We start from the raw sequence: 25,985 nt of genomic DNA, 5'->3' as shown, positions 1-25,985 counted from the left end.
GTGCCGAGTGTAGGGGCAAGAGCCCTTTGGTTACTTTGGGGCTCTTTTCCAAAGTGACCCGCCGTAAGGGCGGAACCCTAAGCAGCCATTACCCAAACAACGGATATGTACCCCCTCAAACCCAACCCCAAAAAAAGCCCCGAACCAGTCGGGGCTTTGTCATGCGATCAAGCGACAGGCCTTACTTGCCCTGCCAGCGTTTCAGCACCAGGGTGGCGTTAGTGCCACCGAAGCCGAAGCTGTTGCTCATCACGGTGTCGATCTTCGCATTCTCAACGGTCTTGGTCAGGATCGGCATATCAGCCACAACCGGATCAATCTCGTCGATGTTGGCCGAACCGGCCATGAAGTTGCCTTCCATCATCAACAGGCAGTAGATCGCTTCGTGAACGCCGGCGGCGCCCAGGGAGTGACCGGACAGGCTCTTGGTGGAGCTGATGGCCGGCGCCTTGTCGCCGAATACCGCACGCACGCCTTCCATTTCCTTGACGTCGCCGACCGGAGTCGAGGTGCCGTGGGTGTTCAGGTAGTCGATTGGGGTATCCACAGTGGACATGGCCATCTGCATGCAACGGATGGCGCCTTCACCGCTTGGGGCAACCATGTCGTAGCCGTCGGAAGTGGCGCCGTAGCCGACGATTTCCGCGTAGATCTTGGCACCACGGGCCAGAGCGTGTTCCAGCTCCTCGACCACGACCATGCCGCCACCGCCGGCGATGACGAAACCGTCACGCTTGGCGTCGTAGGCGCGGGAGGCCTTTTCCGGGGTTTCGTTGTACTGGGTGGACAGTGCGCCCATGGCGTCGAACAGGAACGATTGGCTCCAATGCTCTTCTTCACCGCCGCCGGCGAACACGATGTCCTGTTTGCCCAGCTGGATCTGCTCAACGGCAGTACCGATGCAGTGAGCACTGGTAGCGCAGGCGGAGGAGATCGAGTAGTTCACGCCCTTGATCTGGAACGGCGTGGCCAGGCAGGCCGAAACGGTGCTGCCCATGGTCCGGGTTACACGGTACGGGCCAACGCGCTTCACGCCTTTTTCGCGCAGGATGTCCAGCGCTTCCATCTGGTTCAGGGTGGATGCGCCGCCCGAACCGGCGATCAGGCCGGTGCGTACGTTCGATACCTGGTCTTCGCTCAGGCCGGAGTCGGCGATCGCGTCTTTCATGGCCAGGTAGGCGTAGGCGGCAGCGTGGCCGACGAAGCGATAGATCTTGCGATCGATCAGCTCTTCGAGGGGCAGGTCGATGGAGCCGGAAACCTGGCTACGCAGACCCATTTCGGCATATTCCGGGTTGAAGCGGATGCCAGGGCGACTTGCACGCAGGTTAGCGGTGACGGTCTCTTTGTCATTGCCCAGGCAAGAAACGATGCCCAGACCAGTGATAACGACGCGGCGCATGCGGATAACCCTTAAAAGTTGTCAGTGGAAGTGAATACGCCGACCCGAAGGCCTTCGGCAGTATAGATCTCGCGACCGTCGACGCTCACCGAACCATCGGCGATGGCGAGGTTCAGCTTGCCCTTGAGGACGCGCTTGATCTGAATGTTATAGGTGACTTTCTTGGCGGTCGGCAGGACCTGGCCAAAGAACTTCACTTCGCCCGAACCCAGGGCGCGGCCGCGGCCCGGCAGGCCTTGCCAGCCGAGGAAGAAGCCGACCAGTTGCCACATGGCGTCAAGGCCCAGGCAGCCCGGCATGACAGGGTCGCCTTCGAAATGGCAGGCGAAGAACCACAGGTCGGGGGTGATATCCAGCTCGGCGACCAATTCACCTTTGCCGTACTTGCCACCCTCTTCGCTGATATGGGTGATGCGATCCACCATCAGCATGTTCGGGGCGGGCAGTTGCGCGTTACCTGGGCCGAACAGCTCACCGCGACTGCAGCGCAGCAGGTCTTCCCGAGTAAAGGCGTTTTGTTTGGTCATGCGAGCTCCTCAATAATCCCATGCGGCAGGGTAGGGCAAATCTTCCCGAACCGAATGAAGCGTTCATGCCTCATGTCGGCAGCCTACACGTAGACTATTGCGTTGTAGTGAAAGTCACAGCTTTAAGGTACTGAATGTACACTTGTTCACTGAAATTTTAAACCGGGCCTGTTTATCGGTCCGTTCGGGTGCCTAAGACTGCCGCACTTTCGCCTTTCACGCCAGTCGGAGTTGGCTGATGGCGCGGCGCTACTGCACCCAGCGCTGCAGTATTTGCTGCAAATCCGTACGTTTGAACGGCTTGGCCAGGTAATCGTTCATGCCGGCCGCCAGACAGGCTTCGCGGTCGCCCTGCAAGGCGTTGGCGGTGAGGGCGATGATCGGCAGGTCGGCGCAGCCCGGCAATTGGCGAATCTGGCGGGTGGCTTCGTAACCGTCGATCAGCGGCAGCCGGCAATCCATCAGGATCGCGGTGAAAATCAGGCTCTCGGCGCTGCGGATCGCTTCGGCGCCGTCGTTGGCCAGGCTCACTTCAAAGCCCAGGCTGCGCAGCATGGCTTCGACCACGGTGCGGTTGACCGGGTTGTCTTCCACCAGCAGCACATGGCGGCCGTCACCTGCGTTGGTTTTGCCTTCGGCATCCGTGGCAATCGCCGGCACGCTGTGCTGGTCGATGGCCAGCGGGATTTCCAGGGTGAACACCGAGCCACGGCCTTCTTCGCTCTGGGCGCGCAGGGTGCCGCCCATGCGTTCGGCCAGGGTGCGGGCGATGGGCAGGCCAAGGCCGGTGCCGCCGTAACGTCTTGAAATGGAACTGTCGGCCTGCTGGAACGCATCGAACATCAGTTCCAGGCGTTCGGCGGAAATCCCGATGCCGCTGTCGCGCACGGTGCAGGTGAACCACACCAGCTCATGGTCGAGGGTCTGCCAGTGCGGTTCGATGCTGACGCTGCCATGTTCGGTGAACTTCAACGCGTTGCCGATCAGGTTCACCAGGATCTGGCGGATACGCGTCGGGTCGCCCTGTACCCGCAATGCGCTCAGGCCCGGCGGAATCGGCAGCGTGAGCGCCAACCCGCGCTGCTGGGCGCTGTGCTGGAAGGCCTGGGCGCAACTGCTGATCAGGTCGGCCAGGTTGAACGGGATATGTTCCAGTTCCAGCGCCGCGCGCTCGATACGCGAGAAGTCGAGGATGTCGTTGATGACCTTGAGCAGATGCTCGGTGGACTCGGAGGCCAGCGCCGCGTATTCGGTCTGCTCCTCGGTCATCTCGGTGGTTTCCAGCAGTTGCAGCATGCCCAGTACGCCGTTCATGGGCGTGCGCAGCTCGTGGCTCATCATCGCCAAAAAGTCCGACTTGGCACTGTTGGCCCGTTCGGCTTCCTCGCGGGTCTGGATCAGCTGAGCCATGGCCTGCTGCTGCTCGCGGCTGGCCTGGTTGAGGCCCTCGGCGAGGTTGTTGATATGCCGCGACAGGTCGCCCAGCTCCGAGTCATCCACGATCGGCAGCGGCGTCTTGTAGTCGCCTTGCTGGATGGCTTTTACCGCGTTGCCCATGGCGCTGATCGGTTGCGACAGGCTGGCGGCCAGGCGCCGTGCGAGCAGGAAGGTAAACAGCAGGGCAAACAACGCCAGGATGCCGGCCTTGAACAGGATTTCCTGCTGGCGCTGGCTGAACGCGTCGTTGGACATGCCGACAATCACCCGGCCCAGGTAATCCGCGCGGGGTGCCTTGGGTTCGTTGAGGTTGTCCTGGAAAAAGTCATTGCCCAGCTGGATATGCTGCAGGCGGATCGGTGCCTGGAAGACTTTCACCGACAGCGACCGGTCGTGTTTCTCCGACGGCTGCTCGACGTACACCAGAATATTCTCGCTGCTGTCCTGAATCTCCAGGAAGCGCACATGGGGCGTGGCCAGCGTGGCGCGCAGCAGGCTGTCGAGCACGTCGTTGTTGCCCGAGATAACCCCGTACTCGGTGGCAGGCGCCAGTTGGTTGGCGATCAGTTGGCCGGTGTGGTCCAGCTCCTGGCGCAAATCCTGGATACGCACGAAGGTGAAGAAGCTGATCAACAGCAACGTCAGCAACAGCGCCGGGCCCAGGGTAATGAGCTGGGTGCGGGTGTTGATGTCCCAACGTCGACGCAAGGTCATGGGCGTTTTTCTCCTTCGGCCAATCGGGCGGCGACGCTGGCTTCGTCGACCTGTTCGATCCCCAGTGAACGCGCAACCTGCGGGTTGCCCACGACTTTGAAGTGGTCCGGGTACAGCGTGTGCGGCCAGCCAGCCGGAGGGTGGTCGAGCAGGCGGTCGAGTACGGCGAGCCAGTCGGCCTGGTCGCTGTAGGTGCTGGCCAGGCTGCCGGCCCGCACGAAGCCGGCATTCGGGCCCACCAGCGGCAATTGCTGGGCGTAGCTGCTCAGCAGCAGGTTCTTCGCGGTTTTCGGGTTGTACAGCTGCGGGTCATCGAGGCCGAGCAACACGTCACTGTTTCTGAACAGCGTCTGCAGCGGGCGACTGTCGTTAATGTTGTCCCAGCGCTGCGGCACAATCTCCAGCTCCAGTGCCGCCGCCTGTTGGCGCAGCTCGGGCAGCAGGAATTCACTCTCGGCGCCGTACAGCACACCAATGCGCCGCGCTTGCGGCAGGATGCTGGCGATCAGGCGTAACTGGCGCTCCAACGGTGGGTCGCTCCAGAGCAGGCTGACCCGCGGGTGCTGGGCACTGCCCGGGCGTTCATGGGCCTGCAGCCGGCTGATGCGCAGCACCAGGGTCGGCGGGCCCTGGGTATCCTGCAGGCGCCAGTCGAGGCCAGGCAGGTCGAGCAGGATCAGGCGCGTGGTGGCCGGCAAGCGGCTTGGCACCGGCAGATCTTTGAGGGGGGTGAACGTCACGCGGTCGTCAGGACGTTGCTGGGCCAGGGCCTGGGTAAAGGCTTGTACCCCGGCGCCGTCTTCGGCGGCGGTGAGGAGGATCTCGGCGCTCCAGGCTGGCGTGCCCAGCAGCAGGCAGGCGAGCAGCACAGCGCGCCGCCAGAGCGTGTTGATAAAGAAGAAAGTCATCCGTGACGAGTTGGCCATGTCAGAACTCTAACTCCGCGCTGAAGTAGAGGACGTGGCGGTGGTCGTAATTGTTGTCAGCCCAGGTGGTGGGCTGGTTGTCGAGACGTTGTTGCAACATGCCGGCCAGCTCCACGTTGGCTTTGCCCAGGGCAATGCGCTTGGCCACCCGCAGGTCGACCCGTTCGAAGCGATATCTGTTGAGTGCGTCGTCGCCATAGTAAAACAGCGCGCTGGACCACCCTTGGCCCCACTCGCGCAACCAGCCGGCGGAGCCACTGTTACGCGCGGTTTGCGCTTTGTCCAGTGGGTTGCTGGAAGTGGCGTCGACATAAGCGTAGGTAAGCCGCAGGCGATCGGCATTGCTCACGCGCCAGTCGAACTGGGTTTCAGCCCCGGTAAATCGCGCGCTGTTGGCATTGCTGGCGACGTACTGGTTGTTGCGCAGGGGCGAGCTGATCATGTGGGTGATTTCGTCGTAGAACAGTTTCACGTCCATGTTCAGGCCGATATCGGCGAAGAAACCGTTGTAGCCCAGCTCCCGCGAGCGCATCAGTTCCTTGTCGAGGTTGCCCGGACCGCGCGTCTTCACGAAGTATTGCCCGGAACTCTGGCCAAAGGCCGGGGAGCTGAGGTTGGTGACGCGGTAGCTCCAGTTGACGTTGTTCTCGAACATGTCCGGCGAACGGATCGCCTCGGAATACACCGCGCGCAGGCCGTGGCGCGGGTTGATCAGGTAGTTGACCGCCACCCGTGGGGTCAGCGAGTTGCCGCTCAGGTGGGTGTCTTCATACATGGCGCCGCCTTGCAGCAGCCAATGCTCGCTGGCGCGCCATTCCAACTGGCCGAACAGGCGCCAGGTGGTGTCGTCCAGGGTGCCGTTGAAGTAGGTGTCGGAGTCGGCGCGGTCGTAGCGATAATTCATGCCGCTGACCAGGCGCAGGCTGTCGGACAGGCTGAGGGTGTCTTGAATCTCCAGGTCGTAGCGGCTTTCGCGGGTGCTCTGGTCAATGTCGCCGCACACGCTCTGGTTGGCGCCATTGCGCCATTGATTCAGCACGGTGTTGGCCAGGGCTTGTTCGGCGGCGCTACCGGGGGGCGCGGTGCCCTGGCTGTAGGTGTCCATATGCCGGGCGAGCAGCTCGGCGTAGTTGGGGTTCATCTGCCACAACTGGGTCAGCTCGGGGCTGAAGGACACCTTGGCGTCGCAGGCCTTCCAGATTTGCCGGCGGTCCCACTGCTGGGCCGAGCCCTGGACATACAGGCTGTGCTCGGGGTTGAACTCGATGTTCCAGCGCAGCGAGCCGGCGTAATCCTTGGCCGAGACATCGGAGTTGTCGCCGCCCTCGGTAATCCCGGCAAATACAGGACTGTAGGTATACGGGCGCTGGTTGGTACCTTCCTTGGCGTCCAGTTGCAGGTCGATGCTCTGCTGCGTGTTCAGCGTCTGGCTCACCGCCAGGCTGAAACGGCTGAGGCGACGGCTATCGCGGCGGTCGGCACCGGCGGCGTCGCTGTCGAAGCCGTCGTCCTGCTGCCCGGAGAGGGACAGGCGCAAGTCGCCGGTTTCCCAACCCACGCCCTGGCTGGCGTAGTAGTCGCTGATGCCGCGTTCGCCGCGCACCACCTTGACCCGTGAACCGTGGCTGTTGGCCGGTGAGCGCGTAAGAATATTCACCACCGCCATCAGCGCATTGGCGCCGTAGCTGACGGTGTTGGGGCCGCGGAAGACCTCGATGCGCTCGATATCCTCCATGGCCACCGGAATGTCGCTCCAGTCCACGGTGGCCAGGCCCGCGCGGTACACCGAGCGGCCGTCGATCAATACCTGCATGCGCCGCGCATCGCTGGCACTGGTACCGTGGTAGTTCACCGCCGCCTGATTGCCGGTGGTGTAGCCGACCATCATCCCCGGCACCAGGCGCAGCAGTTCGCTGATGTCCCGCGCACCGCTGGCCTTGATCAGTTCGCTGTCGATCACGGTCATGCTGCCGGGCACGGCGGCGGCCGATTGCTTGAGGCGCGTGGCGGTCAACACTTGCGGCAGCGGCTGGCTGTCGAGGAACAAATCGTCAGCCAGCACAGTGCCGCTGCACAACAACATCACTAACAGGGATGAGCGGGGAGGAGGGCCCAGATACACGGCACGGCCTTGATAATTGCGGATAGCCGCCCATGTTAACCGAGGCGCTGGCGTTTGCCAGTCGTCGCCCCAGCAATTACTTCACACAAGTGTGGCATTTTCCGACAAACGCACGAATTGATACGGGGGCTGGCCGCAAGCGGGTCGCTCCGTATAATGCCGCCATCGCCACTGGTATGGATTAACGGATTGCATATGACTGAACAGCGCCCTATTGCGGTCCTGGGAGGCGGAAGTTTTGGTACCGCCGTGGCTAACCTGCTGGCCGAGAACGGCCACCCGGTACGCCAGTGGATGCGTGACCCCGAGCAGGCCGAGGCCATCCGGGTGCACCGGGAAAACCCGCGTTACCTCAAAGGCATCAAGATTCACCCGGCGGTCGAGCCGGTGACCGACTTGCTGACCACCCTGACCGACTGCGACCTGTGCTTCGTCGCGCTGCCATCCAGCGCCTTGCGCTCGGTGCTGGCGCCCCACGCTGATGGCCTGGCCGGCAAAATGCTGGTCAGCCTGACCAAGGGCATCGAGGCGCAGACCTTCAAGCTGATGAGCGAAATCCTCGAAGAGATCGCCCCCCAGGCGCGCATTGGCGTGCTGTCCGGGCCGAACCTGGCGCGCGAAGTCGCCGAACACGCGCTGACCGCCACTGTGGTCGCCAGTGAAGATGAAGCCTTGTGCGAGCGCGTGCAGGCGGTGCTGCATGGTCGTACCTTCCGTGTGTATGCCAGCAGCGACCGTTTCGGCGTCGAGCTGGGCGGTGCGCTGAAAAACGTCTACGCGATCATCGCCGGCATGGCCGTGGCGCTGGGCATGGGCGAAAACACCAAGAGCATGCTGATCACCCGCGCCTTGGCCGAGATGACCCGCTTTGCGGTGAACCAGGGCGCCAACCCGATGACCTTCCTCGGCCTGGCGGGCGTGGGCGACTTGATCGTCACCTGCTCGTCGCCGAAAAGCCGCAACTACCAGGTGGGCTTCGCCCTCGGCCAGGGCCTGAGCCTGGAGGACGCGGTGACGCGCCTTGGGGAGGTGGCCGAAGGGGTCAACACCCTCAAGGTGCTCAAGGCCAAGGCTCAGGAGGTCGGCGTGTACATGCCGCTGGTCGCCGGGTTGCACGCGATCCTGTTCGAAGGGCGCACTTTGAACCAGGTGATCGAGCTGCTGATGCGGGCCGAGCCGAAAACCGATGTCGACTTTATTTCCACCAGTGGTTTCAACTGAGGAACGCGCGATGAACGAGCCCAAAGCAGCCCCCAAGTACGAGTCCATTCTCCTGCGCATCCTGTGGATGCTGATATTTGCCCTGGTGTGGCAGGTGGCGCAGTTCCTGCTCGGCGCCCTGGTGGTGGTGCAGCTGATTTACCGCCTTGTCTACGGCGCACCGAACCTGGGCCTGATGAACTTCGGCGACAGCCTCAGCCAGTTCCTCGCGCAGATCGGCCGCTTCGGCAGTTTCCATACCGAGCAGAAACCCTGGCCGTTCGCCGATTGGCCGACCCCACGCGCACCCGAGGGCGAAGCGCCCCACAGCGTGCCGCCGGCGCCGCACCCGGCGCGTGATGAAGAGCCGAAACTGTGAAACTGTGGATCCTGCGCCACGGCGAGGCCGAAGGGCATGCGCGTACCGACGCCGAACGCAACCTGACCGAGCACGGCCGTGGCGAAGTGTTGCGCAGCGCCGCGCACCTGATCGGCCAGCCCATCGGCGCCATCCTCGCCAGCCCCTATGTGCGCGCGCAACAGACTGCGCAACTGGTACGCGAGGCGTTGGGCTTTGAACCGGAAATTCGCACGGTGCCCTGGCTGACGCCGGACGGCAACCCGCTGCAGGTGCTGGAAAAACTCGACACCGACGAAAACGTGCTGCTGGTCAGCCATCAGCCGTTGGTGGGGAGCTTGATCAGCTTTTTGCAGCATGGCCATCAGCGCCAGCCAGAGCCGATGTACACCGCCAGCCTGGCGGAACTGGAGGGCGACTTCCCGCTGGCCGGGCTGATGAGCCTGGTGAGCGTCAAGAACCCGTAGGCTACAACGCGGCTTTGTGTGTGCTATATAGTCAACCAAGCAAGTGCTTGGTTGGCTATCATCGGACCACATAGGAGCGCGTCTCATGCCCGTCGCTTTTCGTTTGCCGTTGCAGGTCTTCTACGAACGTGAAGCGCGGCACCCGCGCAAAACCTTTCTGGTGCAGCCGGTTGGCGCGGGCGAGGTGCAGACGCTCACCTGGGGCGATGTCGGCCAACAGGCCCGGCGCGCCGCACAGTGGCTGCGCGGCAGGGGGCTGCCGCCGGGTTCGCACATTGCGCTGATCTCGAAAAACTGCGCGCACTGGATCATCGCCGACCTGGCGATCTGGATGGCCGGGCATGTCTCGGTGCCGCTGTACCCGAACCTAACCGCCGATTCCGTCGCCCATGTGCTGATCCACTCCGAGGCGGCGCTGGTGTTTGTCGGCAAACTCGACGACTGGCCCGCCATGGCCCCCGGCGTGCCGGCGGGTGTGCCCACCCTCAGCCTGCCGCTGTGCCCGGCCGGCGCCTTCGATTACCGCTGGGCCGACCTGCAAGCTAGCCCGCCAATCGAGGATGACCCCGCGCCGCTGGCCTCGGACCTGGCCACCATCATCTACACCTCCGGCACCACCGGGCTGCCCAAGGGCGTGATGCACAGCTTCGGCGCCCTGGGTTTTGCCGCCACGCGCGGCACCGAGCTGTTCGGGTTGGGGGAGGGCGACCGGCTGCTGTCTTACCTGCCGTTGTGCCACGTGGCGGAGCGCATGTTTGTCGAGATGGCGGCGATTTACACCGGGCAAACGGTATTTTTCGCCGAGAGCCTCGACACTTTTCTGACCGACCTGCGCAGGGCGCGCCCGACTGCACTGTTTGGCGTGCCGCGTATCTGGAGCAAATTCCAGATGGGCGTCTACGCCAAAATCCCGGAAAAGCGCCTGGACACCCTGCTGCGCCTGCCCTTTATCGGCAAGCGCGTGGGCCACAAGGTGCTCGCCGGCCTCGGCCTGGATGCGTTGCGCATAGCGCTGTCGGGCGCGGCGCCGGTGCCGGAGGCGCTGCTGCGTTGGTATCAGCGCCTGGGCCTGGATGTGCTGGAGGTGTACGGCATGACCGAGAGCTGCGGCTATTCCCACGTGTGCCGTCCCGGTCAGCAGACCATTGGCTGGATCGGCTTGCCGTGTCCGGGCGTGGAGGTGCGTATCGACCCCTCGGGCGAAGTGCAGGTACGCAGCGGCGCGACCATGCTCGGTTATTTCAAGGCGCCGGATAAAACCGCTGAAACCCTGACTGCCGACGGCTACCTGCGCACCGGCGACAAAGGCGAGCAGGACGCTGACGGCCGCCTGCGCCTGACCGGGAGGCTCAAGGAAATCTTCAAGACCAGCAAGGGCAAGTACGTGGCCCCGGCGCCGATCGAAAACCGCCTGGCCGAACATGCGCGCATCGAGCAGGTGTGTGTGGTGGGCGATGGCCTGACCGCACCGCTGGGCCTGTGCGTGTTGTCGGCCGGCAACCAGGACCGCCAGGCGCTGCGCAACAGCCTTGAGCGCTGGCTGGAGCAGGTCAATTCAACGCTTGATAAACACGAGCGCTTGCAGCGGTTGGTGCTGGTCAAAGACAGCTGGGCCGTGGAAAACGGCTTCCTGACCCCGACCTTGAAGATCAAGCGCGCGGTGATCGAGTCGACCTACGGCCCACATTTCCATGGGTGGAGCGCGCGCGACGAGATGATTGTGTGGCAGGATTAGGGTCGTAATAAAACCAATAAGGACACTACGCATGAGCCTGTGGCGCACCCAACCGAATATCGAACAACTCAACGCGGCCCAGAAGAACACCATTGGTGAGCTGCTGGATATCCGCTTCGAAAGCTGCGATGACGACTCCCTGACCGCCAGTATGGTTGTCGACCACCGCACCCATCAGCCCTTCGGCCTGCTGCACGGCGGCGCGTCGGTGGTGCTGGCCGAGAGCGTCGGCTCCATGGCCGCCTACCTGTGCGTCGACCCGAGCAAGTTCTATTGCGTGGGCCTGGAAGTCAACGCCAACCACCTGCGCGGTGTGCGCAGCGGGCGGGTGACGGCGGTGGCCAGGGCGATCCATATCGGCCGCACGACCCAGGTCTGGGACATCCGTCTGACCAGCGATGACGGCAAGGCCAGCTGCGTCTCGCGCCTGACCATGGCCGTGGTGCCCCTGGGTGAAAACCCGCCGGCGCGATAGGCGTGGCGTGAGTGTCATCATTCCTGGCAGTTACAGTCATTGCTGTGCGGCGTTGGGGTGGTGACAATCCCTTTCTGTTTTTGTAGATGGGTCCGGTATGTCGCAGCACGTGTTTTTTGCCCACGCCAATGGTTTTCCTTCGGCCACCTACGGCAAGCTGTTTGCTGCCCTGGCGCCGGAATATGCCGTGGCGCACTTGCCGCAGCACGGTCACGACCCACGCTTTCCGGTGGACGATAACTGGCAGAACCTGGTCGACGAACTGATCCATCATCTGGAGCTGCAACCGGAGCCGGTGTGGGGCGTTGGCCATTCGTTGGGTGGCGTGCTGCATTTGCACGCGGCCATGCGTTGCCCGCAGCTGTATCGCGGGGTGGTGATGCTCGACTCGCCGGTGCTGACCCGCGCCGACCGCTGGGTGATCCGCGCGGCCAAGCGCTTCGGTTTCATCGATCGCCTGACGCCGGCGGGTCGCACCTTGGGCCGGCGTGAAGAGTTCACTGACCTGGCCGCCGCCCGCAGCTACTTTGCCGGCAAGACCCTGTTTCGCGGCTTTGACCCGGAATGCTTCGACGCTTACCTGCAACATGGCCTGCAGCAGGTAGGCGATCGCCTGCGCCTGCGTTTCGACCCGGCCACCGAAATCAGCATCTACCGTGGCGTGCCCCACACCAGCCCCGGCCAGGTGCGCCAATTGCAAGTACCGCTGGCGGTGGTGCGCGGGCGGCAGAGCCGGGTGGTGATGCGTCACCATGCCAGCGGTGTCGACCGCCTGCCCATGGGCGAAATGCTCACCATGCCCGGCGGCCATATGTTCCCCCTTGAGCGCCCGCAGGACACCGCGACCTTGATCAAGAACCTGTTCTCCCGCTGGGAAGCCCGCGAGCGCAATTGCGCATGAGTGCACCCGTCGAAGAAGTGCGCCTGAGCCTGCCGCATATCGAGTTGGCGGCCCACCTGTTTGGCCCCGAAGACGGCCTGCCGGTGATCGCCCTGCATGGCTGGCTCGACAACGCCAACAGCTTTGCGCGGCTGGCGCCCAAGCTTGAGGGCTTGCGCATCGTCGCCCTGGACATGGCCGGGCATGGGCATTCGGCGCATCGCCCCGCCGGCGCCGGGTATGCCTTGTGGGATTACGTCCACGATGTGCTGCAAGTGGCCGAACAACTGGGCTGGAAACGTTTTGCATTACTTGGCCATTCCCTCGGCGCCATCGTCTCCCTGGTGCTGGCGGGCGCCTTGCCCGAGCGGGTCACGCACCTGGGTTTGATCGACGGCGTGATCCCGCCCACCGCCAGCGGCGAGAACGCGGCCGAACGCTTGGGCATGGCATTGCAGGCGCAATTGAACCTGCAGGGCAAGCGCAAGCCGGTGTACAACACCCTGGATCTGGCGGTTGAAGCGCGGATGAAAGGCGTGGTGGCGGTCAGCCGCGAAGCTGCCGAACTGCTGGCCCAGCGCGGTTTGATGCCGGTGCCGGGCGGTTACACCTGGCGTACCGACAGCCGCCTGACCCTGGCGTCGCCGATGCGCCTGACCGACGAACAGGCGATGGCCTTCGTGCGGCGTGTAGGTTGCCCTACGCAGTTGGTGGTCGCGGCTGACGGCATGCTGGCGAAACATCCCGAATTGCTTTCCCAGCTACCATTCACCGTCACCACGCTGCCAGGCGGCCATCATTTACACCTGAATGATGAGTCCGGCGCGGTCCTTGTTGCAGACTGTTTCAATCGGTTCTTCTCCGCGCCTTGACTTGGAGCGGTCAACTGCCGAGGCTGGGCGGATTGAAAGGGAGTCAACCATGAACAAACTCAACACCGCTGCGACCTCCGATGGCCAGGGCGCGTTGATCTTATGAGCGTGCGTAAAGGCTGTATCCGTGTTCTCGGGCTGAGCCTTCTCAGCCCATTGGTGTTCGCCGCCGACCTGCCGGGTAGCCAGGACCTGCCCACCGTCGCCCGTCAGGTCGACGCGCAAATCGTCGATTACCGCCCCGCCGAAGAAAAGGAACGCATCTACCCCATGGGCGCGATCCGCAAGATCAGCGGCCAATTGCGTTACGAAGGCCAGGCCACCGCCCGTGGGCAAACCACGGCGATTACCTATGAACTGCCCGCCGAACACACCTCCAACGCCGCGTTCACCGCGACCCGCGAAGCCTTGCAGGCCCAGGGCGCGCAACTGCTGTTCTGGTGCCAGGCCCGCGATTGCGGCGAAAGCAGCCTGTGGGCCAATGAAGTGTTCGGCAACGCCAAGCTGGTGGGCGCCGACGGTCAGCAGGAATACCTGTTACTGCGCCTGGCCGCCCCGCAGGACAATTCCCTGGTGGCGCTGTACGGCATCACCCGCGGCAACCGCCGCGCCTATCTGCATGTAGAGCAACTGGACGCCAACGCACCGCTGGGCAACCTGCTGCCCACCTCGGCAACCCTGTTGCGCGAGCTTAAAAGCACCGGCGAGCTGGACTTTCCTACACTCGGCGCCGAACCGGACGACACCTGGCTGACCCTGATTTCCCGTGGGTTGAACCTCGACGCCACGTTGCGCGTCAGCCTGACCGGCCCGACGGCCGAGGCCTGGCGCCTGGCCTTGATCGACAAGGGTGTGCGCGCCGCGCGCATGGAAACCGGCAGCGGTGAAACCAAAGGCCTGCACCTGCATCTGATACGCTGACCGTTACCAGGCGAACGGACCCGCGCCGTTCGCCTAAGCTCTCTTCCTACAGCCTTCTTTTCGAGATACCCCATGCTCAATAACGATCGCCTGCTGGTGCAAATCCTGCTGCTGGTGCTGTTCGGTGCCAGCTTCTGGGTGATGGCGCCTTTCTGGTCGGCGCTGTTCTGGGGCGCGGTGCTGGCGTTTGCCAGTTGGCCGCTGATGGTTCTGCTCACCCGCTGGCTGGGTGGCCGCGAATCACTGGCAGCCGGCATCCTCACGTTGTGCTGGATGTTGCTGGTGGCGCTGCCACTGGTGTGGCTGGGCTTTAACCTCGCCGACCATGTGCGCGATGCAACCGCCTTGATCAAGGATATCCAGGTCGACGGCTTGCCCGAGGCGCCCACCTGGCTTGGCTCGATCCCCTTGGTCGGCGAGCGGCTGGTGGCGATGTGGGACAGCATCGATCAGCAGGGCGCGGCGCTGATGGTCAGCATCAAGCCGTACCTGGGGCAGGTCGGCAACTGGTTGCTGGCGCGCAGTGCGCAGATCGGCGGCGGCATCCTCGAACTGACCCTGAGCCTGGTGTTCGTGTTCTTTTTCTATCGCGATGGCCCGCGTCTGGCGATGTTCGTGCACCGCCTGCTGGAACGCTTGATCGGTGATCGCGCCGGTTACTACATCGAACTGGTGGCCGGCACCGTGCAGCGCGTGGTCAATGGCGTGATCGGCACCGCCGCCGCCCAGGCCGTGCTGGCACTGATCGGCTTTTTGATCGCCGGCGTGCCGGGCGCGCTGGTGCTGGGCATCGTCACCTTCCTGCTCAGCCTGATCCCCATGGGCCCGCCGCTGGTGTGGATCCCGGCCACGGCCTGGCTGGCCTGGAAGGGCGACTATACCTACGCGGTATTCCTCGGGGTGTGGGGCACATTCATCATCAGCGGCGTGGACAACGTGCTCAAGCCATACCTGATCAGCCGTGGCGGCAACCTGCCGCTGGTGATCGTGCTGCTGGGGGTGTTTGGCGGGTTGATCGCCTTTGGCTTTATCGGCCTGTTTATCGGCCCGACCTTGCTGGCGGTGGCGTACAGCCTGCTGATGGATTGGAGCGCGACCCAGGCCCAGGGTCGCCGCGAAGACAAACCGCTGTAACTGCTATGTGGAAACTAATGTGGGAGGGAGCAAGCCCCCTCCCACATTTCAAGCGCGGGGCAGCCACATCACCGCGGTCAAGCCACCGCCCGGGGTTTCTTCCAGCGTCAGGCGGCCGCCCAGACGCTCTGCCGCTTCCTTGGAAATCGTCATGCCCAAACCGACGCCGCCGGAGTTGCGGTTGCGTGAGCCTTCCAGGCGAAAGAATGGCTCGAACACCGCCTCACGTTTGTCGGCAGCAATCCCCGGGCCGTGGTCGATCACGCGGATAACCAGGGCATCGCGGCGGTCGGTCAGTTCGATACGCGCCGTGCCGGCATAGCGCAAGGCGTTGTCGATCAAGTTGTTGAGGCACGAGCGCAAGGCCATCGGCTGCACCTGCAAGGGCGCACAGGTGCCGGCGACTTGTACATCGGAGCCCTGGTCCTGGGCGTTTTCGCTCATGGATTCCACCAGCGCCTGCACATCCAGCCAATGCCGGGTTTCGCTGGTGCGCTGTTCGTGCAGGTAGCTCAGGGTGGCGTCGAGCATACCGATCATGTCGTTCAGGTCCTGGCGCATCTGGCCTTGCAGCTTGATGTCTTCGATCTGCTCCAGGCGCAGCTTGAGGCGTGACAGCGGGGTGCGCAGGTCATGGGAAACCGCGCCGAGCATGCGCGCGCGCTGGCTGACCTGTTCGCGGATGCGCCGTTGCATCAGGTTGAAGGTCGACGCCGCCTGCCTGGCCTCGCGCGGCCCCGACTCATCCAGTGGCGGGCTGTCGAGGTCCAGGCTCAGGCGCTCGGCCGCGTCACTCAAGCGCTGGATCGGCCGGCTCAGCAGCTTGGCGCCATACCAGGCGGCGATGATCAGCGAAATGAACTGGAACGTCAGGGGCACCACCGGGCCGCCAAACCACGAACGCTGATGCTTGGGCAGGTGTTTCATCGTGCCATCCGGTTGCTCGATGAAGGTCTCCTCAGGCGGCGGTGGCGGCGGGCCGTAGTGGTGAAACCAGAAGAACGCCAGTGCGTGGGCCAGCACAATCGCCACCAGCAACACGCCAAACAGCCGACCGAACAGCGTGTTGAAGGGGGCCCGCATCAGCCGATATCCCGCGCGTCGAACAGGTAGCCTTCGCCGCGCACGGTCTTGATCAACTGCGGTGCCTTGGGGTCATCCCCAAGTTTCTGGCGCAGGCGCGACACCAGCAAGTCGATGCTGCGATCGAAGGCTTCAATCGAGCGGCCACGGGCGGCGTCCAGCAATTGCTCGCGGCTCAGCACCCGGCGCGGGCGTTCGATAAACACCCACAACAGGCGAAACTCGGCGTTGGACAGCGGCACCACCAGGCCGTCATCGGCCACCAGTTGGCGCAAGACGCTGTTGAGGCGCCAGTTGTCGAAGCGGATATTGGCGCGCTGCTCGGTGCGGTCATCGCGCACGCGGCGCAGGATGGTCTGGATGCGCGCCACCAGCTCGCGCGGTTCGAACGGCTTGGACATATAGTCGTCGGCGCCCAGCTCCAGGCCGATGATGCGGTCGGTGGGCTCGCAGCGGGCGGTGAGCATCAGGATCGGGATGTCCGACTCGGCGCGCAGCCAGCGGCACAGCGACAGGCCGTCCTCGCCCGGCAGCATCAGGTCGAGCACCACCACGTCAAAGGTTTCGGCTTGCATGGCCACGCGCATCGCGGCGCCGTCGGTGACGCCGGTGGCGAGGATATTGAAGCGGGCCAGGTAGTCGATCAGCAGCTCGCGGATCGGCACATCGTCGTCGACAATCAGCGCGCGAGTGTTCCAGCGCTTGTCTTCGGCGATCACCGCGGCTTTTTGCTCGTCATTCACAGGGACGGAAGGGGTATGCATAGTGCGATCATCTGCCTGGTTGTTGCGGTCAGCATAGGCGCCCAGCCCCATGGCTGGAAGTGCTGGTCGGTGGGTCGTGCGGGCGAGGCTAGCGGTGGGGCGTGTTGGGGGCATGTCGTGAATGTATCAGTTTTGAAATAATTGCCCGAAAGCCGCGCCAAATGGCGCTTGGTCAGTATTTACCGATCATCGGATCCCGCAACGGCGCCTGTTGCGCTACAATCCGCGCCGATTTCGACTTGCCTGAGAGCCCATTCCAATGTCCGTCTGCCAGACTCCTATCATCGTCGCCCTGGATTACCCCACTCGTGACGCCGCACTGAAGCTGGCTGAACAGTTGGACCCGAAGCTTTGCCGGGTCAAGGTCGGCAAGGAATTGTTCACCAGCTGCGCCGCGGAAATCGTCGGTACCCTGCGTGACAAAGGCTTCGAAGTGTTCCTCGACCTGAAATTCCACGACATCCCCAATACCACCGCGATGGCGGTGAAAGCCGCCGCCGAAATGGGCGTGTGGATGGTCAACGTGCACTGCTCCGGCGGCCTGCGCATGATGAGTGCCTGCCGTGAAGTGCTGGAACAGCGCAGCGGCCCCAAACCTTTGCTGATTGGTGTGACCGTGCTGACCAGCATGGAGCGCGAAGACCTGGCCGGCATCGGCCTGGACATCGAGCCCCAGGAGCAGGTATTGCGCCTTGCGGCCCTGGCGCAGAAAGCCGGCCTCGACGGCCTGGTGTGCTCGGCCCTGGAAGCCCAGGCCCTGAAGGCCGCCCACCCGTCGCTGCAACTGGTGACCCCGGGGATCCGCCCGGCAGGCAGCGCCCAGGATGACCAGCGCCGCATCCTCACCCCACGCCAGGCACTGGACGCGGGTTCCGACTACCTGGTGATCGGTCGCCCGATCAGCCAGGCGGCGGATCCGGCGAAAGCACTGGCTGCGGTGGTTGCCGAGATCGCCTGATCCCCGAGCCGAATGCAGTAAAAATGTGGGAGGGGGCTTGCTCCCGATAGCAGTGTTTCAGTCAATAAAGATGTCGACTGGCACACCGCCATCGGGAGCAAGCCCCCTCCCACACTGACATCACCCACAGTTAGATCCGGGGTGTGTCAGCTGACCTTCAACACCAACTTCCCAAAGTTCTCGCCGTTGAACAGCTTCATCAGCGTTTCCGGGAACGTCTCCAGCCCCTCTACGATATCTTCCTTGCTCTTGAGCTTGCCCTGCGCCATCCAGCCGCCCATCTCCTGGCCGGCGACGGCAAAGTTGGCGGCGTGGTCCATCACCACAAAACCTTCCATGCGCGCGCGATTGACCAGCAATGACAGATAGTTGGCCGGGCCTTTGACCGCTTCCTTGTTGTTGTACTGGCTGATGGCGCCGCAAATCACTACGCGGGCTTTCAGCGCCAGGCGGCTGAGGACGGCGTCGAGAATGTCGCCGCCGACGTTATCGAAATACACGTCCACGCCCTTGGGGCACTCGCGCTTGAGGGCGGCGGGCACGTCTTCGCTCTTGTAGTCGATGGCCGCATCGAAGCCCAGCTCATCCACCAGGAACTTGCATTTATCGGCGCCGCCGGCGATGCCCACCACCCGGCAGCCTTTGATCTTGGCGATCTGCCCGGCAATGCTGCCCACTGCGCCCGCTGCGCCGGAGATCACCACGGTTTCGCCGGCCTTGGGAGCGCCGGTGTCCAGCAGTGCAAAATAGGCGGTCATGCCGGTCATGCCCAGCGCCGACAGGTAGCGCGGCAGCGGCGCGAGTGTGGGGTCGACCTTATAGAAGCCGCGCGGCTCACCGAGGAAATAATCCTGCACGCCCAGCGCGCCATTCACGTAATCGCCCACGGCAAATTTCGGATTGTTCGAGGCAATCACCTTGCCCACACCCAGTGCACGCATGACCTCGCCGATACCCACCGGCGGGATGTAGGACTTGCCCTCATTCATCCAGCCACGCATGGCCGGGTCGAGGGACAGGTACTCGTTGCGCACCAGCACTTGCCCGTCCTGGGGCGTGCCCACCGGCACTTCCTGGTAGGTAAAGGTGTCCCGGGTGGCCGCGCCGACCGGGCGCTTGGCGAGCAGGAATTGGCGATTGGTCTGGGCGGTCATGGCAGCGACTCTTTTAGAAATGAACCTCCAGTGATAGACCCAGAATGACTTGGGAGCAAGGCTCACGGGGCGCGCGAATGCTCGCCGATAGGTGCTGCTGATAGTTGGCCGGTGGGGCTTATCACTGCGATCGATGCAGCCCTAACCGGCCTTTTGATAGTGCTGACGCGCCTGTGCTGGCCTTGGCTAGACTCGAGCCACGGTTATTTCCCCCATAGGACATCCCCCCATGAGCATGACGTTTTCCGGCCAGGTCGCCCTGGTCACTGGCGCCGCCGCCGGTATTGGCCGCGCCACTGCGCTGGCGTTCGCTGCCGAAGGCTTGAAGGTGGTGGTTGCCGACCTGGATGTGGCGGGCGGTGAGGGCACCGTCGCACTGATCCAGCAGGCCGGCGGCGAAGCGCTGTTTGTGCGCTGCAACGTCACCCTGGAGGTGGACGTGCAGCAACTGATGGCGCAGACCATCGCGGCCTATGGGCGCCTGGACTACGCCTTCAACAACGCCGGGATCGAGATCGAGAAGGGCAAGCTGGCGGACGGCAGCCTGGATGAGTTCGACGCAATCATGGGCGTTAACGTCAAAGGCGTGTGGCTGTGCATGAAATACCAACTGCCGCTGCTGCTGGCCCAGGGCGGTGGGGCCATCGTCAATACCGCGTCGGTGGCGGGGTTGGGCGCGGCGCCGAAGATGAGTATTTACGCGGCCTCCAAGCATGCCGTGATCGGCCTGACCAAGTCGGCCGCCATCGAGTATGCGAAGAAGAAAATCCGCGTTAACGCCGTGTGCCCGGCGGTGATCGACACCGACATGTTTCGGCGTGCCTATGAGGCCGACCCACGCAAAGCCGAATTCGCCGCCGCCATGCACCCGGTGGGGCGCATTGGCAAGGTCGAGGAAATCGCCAGTGCGGTGCTCTACCTGTGCAGTGATGGTGCGGCGTTCACCACCGGCCAGGCCTTGGCGGTGGATGGTGGCGCAACAGCGATCTAGGACGTTGTGTTGCACGTCATTCGAAAAGGGATTGGTGGGTTGTGGGGCATTTCCACAACTGGCGAAGTGCCGCGTCCGAATGTGTATCACTAGGTAAATAACCTAATAAAATCAATAATTTAATAAGTTTTCGAAACCGGTCAACACGAACTTCTGTGCTTAACTCAACGGGTTGAATAACAGACAGTTGAAGTGAGTGGCTCATGGATTTAGGGATCGATCGACAAGCCCTTGTACCGGTGGTGCAGCAAATCGTCAGCGCCGTGGCGGAGTGGATTCGCAAGAATGGGGTAAGCCCTGGTACGCGTTTGCCGTCCATCCGGCAATTTGCCCTTGATAACCTGCTCAGCCAGTCCAGCGTGGTCGAGGCATTCGAGCGAATGGTTGCGCAGGGCTTGCTGGCCACCAGGCAAGGCTCGGGTTTTGTGGTGGCCCAGCCGCCGGTTTTGCAGGAAGGCTACTGGTACGAGGGCGCCGAGCGGGAGTGGGGGGCGTTTACCGATAACCCATTGGGGGAGCTGAAGCTGGGGTGCGGCTGGTTGCCGGATGCCTGGCGCGAAAGCGATGACATCAGTTATGCGATTCGTGAAGTCAGCCGTACCGATACCGCCGGCCTGTTCAACTACAGCACGCCATTGGGGTTGCCGGCGTTGCGTGAGCAACTGCTCAAACGCCTCACCCACGGCAATATCGCCAGCAGCCTTGACCGCATCCTGACCACCGCAGGCGCCAGCCATGCCCAGGACCTGCTTATACGCACGTTGCTGCGGGCCGGCGACACTGTGGTGGTGGAAACCCCGGGCTACGGCAATCTCTATCGGCAATTGGCGTTCCACGGCGTGCAGTTGCTGGAAGTGCCGCGCACCCGCAATGGCCCGGACATCCCGGCGCTCGAAGCGCTGTTGCAGCGCCATCGACCCAGGTGCCTGTTCATCCACAGCCTGTACCACAACCCCACGGGCACCAGCCTGTGTCGAGCGGTGGCCGAGCGCTTGCTGGAGCTGGCAGAGAGCAAGGACTTCCTGATCATCGAGGAGGATGTCTACGGCGACCTGCAGCACGCCAGCTGCACGCGGCTTGCGGCGTTGCCCCATGATGGCCGGGTGATTTATGTCGCGAGCTTTTCCAAAAGCCTGAGCAGTGCCTTGAGGGTTGGTTACCTCAGTGCCAGTACGGCGCTCATCGAACAGCTGGCCAGCCTCAAGACCTTGACCGGTTTTGGCACTTCGCGGTTTGCCGAAGCGGTGGTGGCGATGTTGCTGGCCAATGGCACCTATCGCAAGTGGGTGCAGCGCCTGCGCAAGCGGCTGAGTGCGCAAATGGCCGACACCCTGCAAGTGCTGGAGGACGAAGAGTGGGAGGTGTTCGCCGTGCCGGCCGGCGGCATGTTCCTGTGGGCCCGGCCCGGGGTGGGCAATCGCTCACGTTTGCAGGCCTGTGCGCGGCGGCTTGGGGTGCTGCTGTCGCCGGGGGCGTTGTTCTCGCCAAGCGGCGAACCCAGTGAGTGGCTGCGCATCAACGTGGCCTATGCGGCGGACCAACGGGCCTTGGCGCTGTTCCGCGCCATGGGGCCTGCCAGATCGACCTCGACCATTCTGAAAACGACGGGCGTGTAGCTTTTTGCCATTATTGTGGCGCCAACGTCTTGTGTTCAGTGCCTTGTGGTTGCCAATCTCGCCTCTGGTCAACCGGGCTTGATGGCATCTGCCATTGCAAGAGGATTCAAGTGCAATGATTTCGGGCGTGCAACGACGTTTCGCCAACCTGGGTATGGTGAAAAAACTGGGCCTGGGCTTCACCCTGGTGCTGCTGCTGACCGCGTTGGTAGCGGCTATTGGCGTGTGGTCCCTGCAAACGGTGGGGCAACGTTTCGAAGGCCTCAAGGCCATGTCGTCGCTCAACAGCGGTTTGCTCAAGGTGCGCCTGATCGAACAGGACTACGCACTGCACGCCGACCCCAAGGCAGTGGATGCCCTGCATGAAAGCGTCGATGCTCTGGCCGCCCAGGCAGCGAGCCTAAAGGCGCAGTCGGCCGCCAACGTGCCGGTGATGACCGATGTCGAGCAGGCCCTGGCCGCGTATCGCAAGGCCTTCGACGAGTTCGTCGAATTGACCCAGACCAAGGACCTGGCCCTGGAAATGGCCAGTTGGTCGGTGTCCAGCGTGGCCAATAACCTTGACGTGTTGCAGGCCGGCCTGGCCGACGATGGCGCCTATGGCCTCAAGGAAAGCCAGGGCAAGGAGGGCGCCGAGTTTATCGAGCAGGCGGGGCAGGTCAGCCAGGTGTCGCGCCTCATGCTGCAAGCCATGAACGAAGCCCATGTGCGCCTGGACCAGAGCCGCAAGGTGGATGCCGACGACGCCGAGCAAGGCAAGATCGAACAGGCTGACCAGGCCCTGGCGCAGGTCGAAACACTGAAAACCACGGTCAAGGACTCCGGCTACCAGACCGTGCTCAATGAAGTCTCCGGGCATATCGCCGCGTTCAGCGAGAAGCTCGGCGAATACACCGGCCTGCTGGCCCAGGAGAAGGTGGTCTACAAGCAGTTGCATGAGCGTGCCGACCAGGTGGTCAGTCGGGTCAACCAGGCCTATGCAGCCGAAGACCAGTCGATGCAGGCGCAACTGAAGAAAAGCGCGCTGCTGATTGTCGGCTCGTCGGCCCTGGCCTTGCTGGTAGGGCTGATTGCAGCGTGGGTGATTACCCGCTTGATCGTCGCACCGCTGCGCAGTGTGATCGCCGTGGCCCAGCAGATTGCCGCCGGCGATTTGAGCGGGCGCATGGAGGTCACCCGCCGCGATGAAATCGGCCAGTTGATGCAGGCGATGCAACAGATGGGCAATGGCTTGAGCCAGATGGTCAGCGGGTTGCAGGCCGGTATCGAGCAATTGGCCAGTTCGGCGCATTCGCTGTCCAGCGTCACCGAGCAGACCAATGTCGAGGTCAGTAGCCAGAAGGAAGAAACCGAGCAAGTGGCCACGGCCATGAACCAGATGACCGCGACGGTGCATGACGTGGCACGCAATGCCGAAGAGGCCGCGCAAGCCGCACAGACCGCCGACGACAAGGTTGAAAGCGGCCAGCAGGTGGTGCGCCAGAGCCTGCAGCGCATCGAGTTGCTTGCCACCTCAAGCACCTCGGCCAGTGCCAGCATCGAAAGCCTGAGCGCCGAAATCCAGAATATCGGCACGGTATTGAGTGTGATCAAAAGCGTCGCCGAACAGACCAACCTGCTGGCGCTCAACGCCGCCATCGAGGCGGCGCGTGCCGGTGAGCAGGGCCGTGGGTTTGCCGTGGTGGCCGATGAGGTGCGGGCATTGGCCAAACGCACGCAGCAATCCACCGAGGAGATCGAACGCCTGGTCAGCACCTTGCGCAGCGCGGCGCAGGCTTCGGTGCAGCAGATCCAGCAAAGCGGCGAGCTGGTTAAACTGGCGGTCAGCGATACCCTGGAAACCGAAAGCGCACTGGGCAGCATCGCGGCTGCCGTGTCGTTGATCCAGCAGATGAACCAGCAGATTGCCGCCGCCGCCGAGGAGCAAAGCTCGGTGGCCGAAGAGATCAACCGCAGCGTCACCAGCATTCGCGCCAGCGCCGATCAGTCGGCGTTGAGCATGCAAGGCAATGCCGCGTCGAGTATCGAACTCGCGCAGTTGGGGGCGGAACTCAAGGGCATGGTGGGGCACTTCCGCCTGTAATCGCCGGGCGGCGATCACAGGGCAGGGCAGGCGTCAGGCGTTGTTGGCGAGGAAGGTCAGCAGCGCTTCATTGACGAAATCCGGGTTTTCGCGGGCGCTGATATGGCCGGCCTCCGGGATCAGGATCAGGCTGCAGCCGATCAGGTCGGCCATTTCATGGGACTCGGCGGGTGGGCGTGGTTTGTCCTGCTCACCGCACATCACCAGGGTCGTGTCGGCGTCCAGGCGCGGCAGCTGCGCCAGTATGTCCTCGCGACTGAAAATAATGCGGCCCAGCGGCACGATGCTGCTCAGCAGGCGTTCGCGGGAAAAGTCTTTCAGCGATTGGCGAAAGCCCAGGTAAAGCGCGGACTCACGATCGATGCCCGGGCGAAAGAAAATCGGTGCAACCACATCCAGCAACGGCTCAGGGATGGCGCCGGCGTCTTCGATCATCTTGAACAGCGAGAAATAATACTGACGCGTCGCCTCGGGCTCGGCGCCCAGGTAAGTGTCCATCAGCACCAGGCAGTTGATCCGCTCGGGTGCCAGCAACGCCAGGCGCGCGCCCCACATGCCGCCCACCGAGAGGCCCACCAGGTTGATCTGTGCGATATCCAGATGGTCCAGCAGCGCCAGGGCCTGGCGTGCGAGGTCGTCGAGCGATTCGGTGCGTGCGGGCAGGGCGCCCGACTCGCCATGGCCCCACAGCTCGGGGACGATCACGCGGTACTGTTGCGACAGGGCTTCGATCTGCGGCGCCCACATGTCGTGGCCCCACAGGTAACTGGAGCCCAGCAGGACGACAGGGCCGGTGCCTTGGTCGACGTAGTGCAGCGGTTGTCCATCAATGACGGCGACAGGCATAGCAGGCCTCTGACTTCACGGAGTGAGGGGCACTTTTTTACGCTAGTCGGGGGCGGCGGGATAGGTGCAAAGTGATGGCATCTGGCGAACAGGGTTCGCCAGAGGGGGCGGGCGTGGGTCAGTCGTAGATGACTTTCTTTTTCCACTCGGCGTCGGCGTCGACCGCTTTCAAGCCTTCGGTCAGTTCGTTGGCCTCGGTTTCAGTCTGCTTGCTGTTGGCCAGCACGGTGGAGTTGGCGCGGGCCAACTGACCTTCCAGCAGTTGCAACTGGGCACTGTAGAGCACCGGCTCCGGCTGTTTGCGCAAGTACTGCACGCCACGTTCGAAGGCCAGGCGCGCCTGGCCCGGTTGGCCTTGTTGCAAGGCATGCTGGCCGAGGTTGTTGAAGAACTCGATGTGCAGCAGCACCAGGATATGACGGATTTCCTTGATCCAGTGCTTGGCCTCGTTGGCCGGCAGGAAACCGTCCTGGGCGGCGCGGGTGACCTGGCCGTGCAGGGCTTCGAGCAGGAAACGCACGTCCTTGGCCTTGGCTTCGGTCTGGATCGGGGCGGGCGGGTTGCTCACCGGGATCGACTCGCCCTGGGCCACCAGCGCGTTCAGCTCGGTGATGCGCGCCTTGATCGGTGCGCTGGTCTTGTTGAGGTTCAACAGGCGCTGGTTGACGTTGAGTTCCAGGCGGGTCAGCAACAGTTTGAGCGCCGGGGTCATCAGTTGGCCAGGGAAGGTCTCGGTGATTTCACCGCAACGGCGCAGACGATCATTGAGTTCGATCTCGGTGCGCTTCTTTTCCAGCTTGTTGTTTTCCACCACGTGGTTCATGTAGCCAATGGCGATCAGTATTACGATCCCGGCTATTACCAGCAGGGTGATCATGAGTGGTGTCACCGGTGTGACCTCTTTATAGGGTTTACAGTGGAGTGTAGTGACTGGGCCATCTGGCGGATAGGACTGATCGACCAGTTGCTCAGGTAGTTTCTTCTATATAAGTAGGCGATCCCTGCGTAGATGCACATTGCCATCATTTGCCGGAGCGAACTATAGCGCCTTGTGGCGCGCCAGAATATAGGCGCCAAAGCCCGGACACGCACAATCTGCCTGCAAGCCCGGAAACCAGATCGAAGTCATTGATTTTAATATATTTATCCTTGGGGGTTGACGACCTTTCAATCCATCCATAGAATGCGCGCCACTTAACGCGTAAAGCACACAGCGAAACGCGCCAAGTAGTGAATGTTGTACGCGTGTCCCCTTCGTCTAGTGGCCTAGGACACCGCCCTTTCACGGCGGTAACAGGGGTTCGAGTCCCCTAGGGGACG

23 protein-coding genes, 1 tRNA gene and 1 pseudogene are annotated in these 25,985 nt (G+C 63.0%); 15 read left to right on the top strand and 10 right to left on the bottom strand.

All coding sequences use genetic code 11. The features are described 5' to 3' along the window. Positions 1-181: 181 nt before the first annotated feature. From fabB to AC0IYH_RS28705, 5 genes are all read right to left on the bottom strand, one after another. On the bottom strand, positions 182-1,402 hold the full coding sequence (gene fabB, locus AC0IYH_RS28725; protein ID WP_471837382.1) for a beta-ketoacyl-ACP synthase I: 1,221 nt from the start codon (positions 1,400-1,402) through the stop codon (positions 182-184). 11 nt (positions 1,403-1,413) lie between these two features. After that, positions 1,414-1,929, bottom strand: coding sequence for a 3-hydroxyacyl-[acyl-carrier-protein] dehydratase FabA (gene fabA / locus AC0IYH_RS28720; protein WP_010211704.1), 516 nt, complete (start codon positions 1,927-1,929; stop codon positions 1,414-1,416). Between the two features lie 249 nt (positions 1,930-2,178). Further along, positions 2,179-4,080 carry an ATP-binding protein gene (locus tag AC0IYH_RS28715; RefSeq protein WP_471837380.1) on the bottom strand — a complete coding sequence of 634 codons (1,902 nt, stop codon included), beginning with the start codon at positions 4,078-4,080 and terminating at the stop codon, positions 2,179-2,181. Then, positions 4,077-5,006, bottom strand: a complete 930-nt coding sequence (locus AC0IYH_RS28710; protein WP_471837378.1) for an ABC transporter substrate-binding protein — start codon at positions 5,004-5,006, stop codon at positions 4,077-4,079. The genes AC0IYH_RS28715 and AC0IYH_RS28710 overlap by 4 nt, the downstream gene beginning before the upstream one ends. A gap of 1 nt (position 5,007) precedes the next feature. Continuing rightward, positions 5,008-7,128, bottom strand: a complete 2,121-nt coding sequence (locus tag AC0IYH_RS28705) for a TonB-dependent receptor plug domain-containing protein (protein ID WP_471837377.1) — start codon at positions 7,126-7,128, stop codon at positions 5,008-5,010. A 195-nt stretch (positions 7,129-7,323) separates the two neighbouring features. Between AC0IYH_RS28705 and AC0IYH_RS28700 the strand changes: the two genes are divergently transcribed. The 9 genes from AC0IYH_RS28700 to AC0IYH_RS28660 all read left to right on the top strand — a co-directional run bounded on the left by AC0IYH_RS28700 (position 7,324) and on the right by AC0IYH_RS28660 (position 15,170). Next, positions 7,324-8,349, top strand: a complete 1,026-nt coding sequence (locus AC0IYH_RS28700) for an NAD(P)H-dependent glycerol-3-phosphate dehydrogenase (protein WP_471837375.1) — start codon at positions 7,324-7,326, stop codon at positions 8,347-8,349. Between the two features lie 10 nt (positions 8,350-8,359). Next, positions 8,360-8,707, top strand: coding sequence for a DUF4389 domain-containing protein (locus AC0IYH_RS28695; protein WP_116630431.1), 348 nt, complete (start codon positions 8,360-8,362; stop codon positions 8,705-8,707). Further along, on the top strand, positions 8,704-9,153 hold the full coding sequence (gene sixA, locus AC0IYH_RS28690) for a phosphohistidine phosphatase SixA (protein WP_471837374.1): 450 nt from the start codon (positions 8,704-8,706) through the stop codon (positions 9,151-9,153). Before AC0IYH_RS28695 ends, sixA begins: the two co-directional genes overlap by 4 nt. A gap of 85 nt (positions 9,154-9,238) precedes the next feature. Beyond that, the gene (locus tag AC0IYH_RS28685; protein WP_471837373.1) at positions 9,239-10,888 is read left to right on the top strand and encodes an AMP-binding protein; all 1,650 of its coding nucleotides are present in this window, start codon (positions 9,239-9,241) and stop codon (positions 10,886-10,888) included. Between the two features lie 31 nt (positions 10,889-10,919). Further along, positions 10,920-11,363: a hotdog fold thioesterase gene (locus AC0IYH_RS28680; RefSeq protein ID WP_471837372.1), complete on the top strand. Its 444-nt coding sequence runs from the start codon at positions 10,920-10,922 to the stop codon at positions 11,361-11,363. A 97-nt stretch (positions 11,364-11,460) separates the two neighbouring features. Then, positions 11,461-12,264, top strand: coding sequence for an alpha/beta fold hydrolase (locus AC0IYH_RS28675; protein ID WP_116630427.1), 804 nt, complete (start codon positions 11,461-11,463; stop codon positions 12,262-12,264). Then, a complete protein-coding gene (locus tag AC0IYH_RS28670; protein WP_116630426.1) occupies positions 12,261-13,115 on the top strand; it encodes an alpha/beta hydrolase in 855 nt (284 codons plus the stop codon). The genes AC0IYH_RS28675 and AC0IYH_RS28670 overlap by 4 nt, the downstream gene beginning before the upstream one ends. 102 nt (positions 13,116-13,217) lie before the next feature. Further along, entirely contained in the window at positions 13,218-14,036 is an 819-nt protein-coding gene (locus tag AC0IYH_RS28665; protein WP_471837370.1) for a DUF4892 domain-containing protein, read from the top strand. A gap of 72 nt (positions 14,037-14,108) precedes the next feature. Then, entirely contained in the window at positions 14,109-15,170 is a 1,062-nt protein-coding gene (locus AC0IYH_RS28660; protein WP_122772843.1) for an AI-2E family transporter, read from the top strand. A gap of 48 nt (positions 15,171-15,218) precedes the next feature. On the opposite strand, the gene AC0IYH_RS28655 is transcribed toward AC0IYH_RS28660, so the two are convergent. Together AC0IYH_RS28655 and AC0IYH_RS28650 are read right to left on the bottom strand one after the other, a co-directional pair. Further along, complete coding sequence (locus AC0IYH_RS28655; protein ID WP_116630423.1) at positions 15,219-16,253, bottom strand: ATP-binding protein; 1,035 nt, start codon at positions 16,251-16,253, stop codon at positions 15,219-15,221. After that, positions 16,253-17,017: a response regulator gene (locus AC0IYH_RS28650; RefSeq protein WP_122772861.1), complete on the bottom strand. Its 765-nt coding sequence runs from the start codon at positions 17,015-17,017 to the stop codon at positions 16,253-16,255. The genes AC0IYH_RS28655 and AC0IYH_RS28650 overlap by 1 nt, the downstream gene beginning before the upstream one ends. A gap of 259 nt (positions 17,018-17,276) precedes the next feature. Between AC0IYH_RS28650 and pyrF the strand changes: the two genes are divergently transcribed. Next, positions 17,277-17,975: an orotidine-5'-phosphate decarboxylase gene (pyrF, locus tag AC0IYH_RS28645; protein ID WP_471837367.1), complete on the top strand. Its 699-nt coding sequence runs from the start codon at positions 17,277-17,279 to the stop codon at positions 17,973-17,975. A gap of 146 nt (positions 17,976-18,121) precedes the next feature. On the opposite strand, the gene AC0IYH_RS28640 is transcribed toward pyrF, so the two are convergent. Next, on the bottom strand, positions 18,122-19,129 hold the full coding sequence (locus AC0IYH_RS28640; protein WP_471837366.1) for an NADP-dependent oxidoreductase: 1,008 nt from the start codon (positions 19,127-19,129) through the stop codon (positions 18,122-18,124). 229 nt (positions 19,130-19,358) lie between these two features. Between AC0IYH_RS28640 and AC0IYH_RS28635 the strand changes: the two genes are divergently transcribed. The 4 genes and pseudogenes from AC0IYH_RS28635 (at position 19,359) to AC0IYH_RS28620 (ending at position 23,819) form a co-directional block, all read left to right on the top strand. After that, the gene (locus tag AC0IYH_RS28635) at positions 19,359-20,120 is read left to right on the top strand and encodes an SDR family oxidoreductase (RefSeq protein WP_471837365.1); all 762 of its coding nucleotides are present in this window, start codon (positions 19,359-19,361) and stop codon (positions 20,118-20,120) included. Between the two features lie 203 nt (positions 20,121-20,323). Next, positions 20,324-21,736 (top strand): aminotransferase-like domain-containing protein, encoded by a 1,413-nt coding sequence (locus AC0IYH_RS28630; protein WP_116630421.1) that lies wholly within the window; start codon positions 20,324-20,326, stop codon positions 21,734-21,736. 115 nt (positions 21,737-21,851) lie between these two features. Next, positions 21,852-22,961: pseudogene (locus AC0IYH_RS28625) on the top strand (HAMP domain-containing protein); the annotation flags it as partial. Further along, positions 22,938-23,819: a methyl-accepting chemotaxis protein gene (locus AC0IYH_RS28620; protein ID WP_471837384.1), complete on the top strand. Its 882-nt coding sequence runs from the start codon at positions 22,938-22,940 to the stop codon at positions 23,817-23,819. The pseudogene AC0IYH_RS28625 and the gene AC0IYH_RS28620, both read left to right, overlap by 24 nt. Before the next feature lie 33 nt (positions 23,820-23,852). On the opposite strand, the gene AC0IYH_RS28615 is transcribed toward AC0IYH_RS28620, so the two are convergent. Beyond that, positions 23,853-24,665: an alpha/beta fold hydrolase gene (locus AC0IYH_RS28615; protein WP_116630419.1), complete on the bottom strand. Its 813-nt coding sequence runs from the start codon at positions 24,663-24,665 to the stop codon at positions 23,853-23,855. A gap of 118 nt (positions 24,666-24,783) precedes the next feature. Continuing rightward, positions 24,784-25,554: a tetratricopeptide repeat protein gene (locus AC0IYH_RS28610; protein WP_116630418.1), complete on the bottom strand. Its 771-nt coding sequence runs from the start codon at positions 25,552-25,554 to the stop codon at positions 24,784-24,786. Positions 25,555-25,912: 358 nt separating this feature from the next. Between AC0IYH_RS28610 and AC0IYH_RS28605 the strand changes: the two genes are divergently transcribed. Then, a tRNA-Glu gene (locus tag AC0IYH_RS28605) sits at positions 25,913-25,985 on the top strand.

It is taken from the genome of Pseudomonas sp. AC463, from assembly GCF_979253585.1.
Note: the sequence above shows the minus strand (reverse complement) of the source record. Positions and strands in the feature narration are given on the sequence as shown.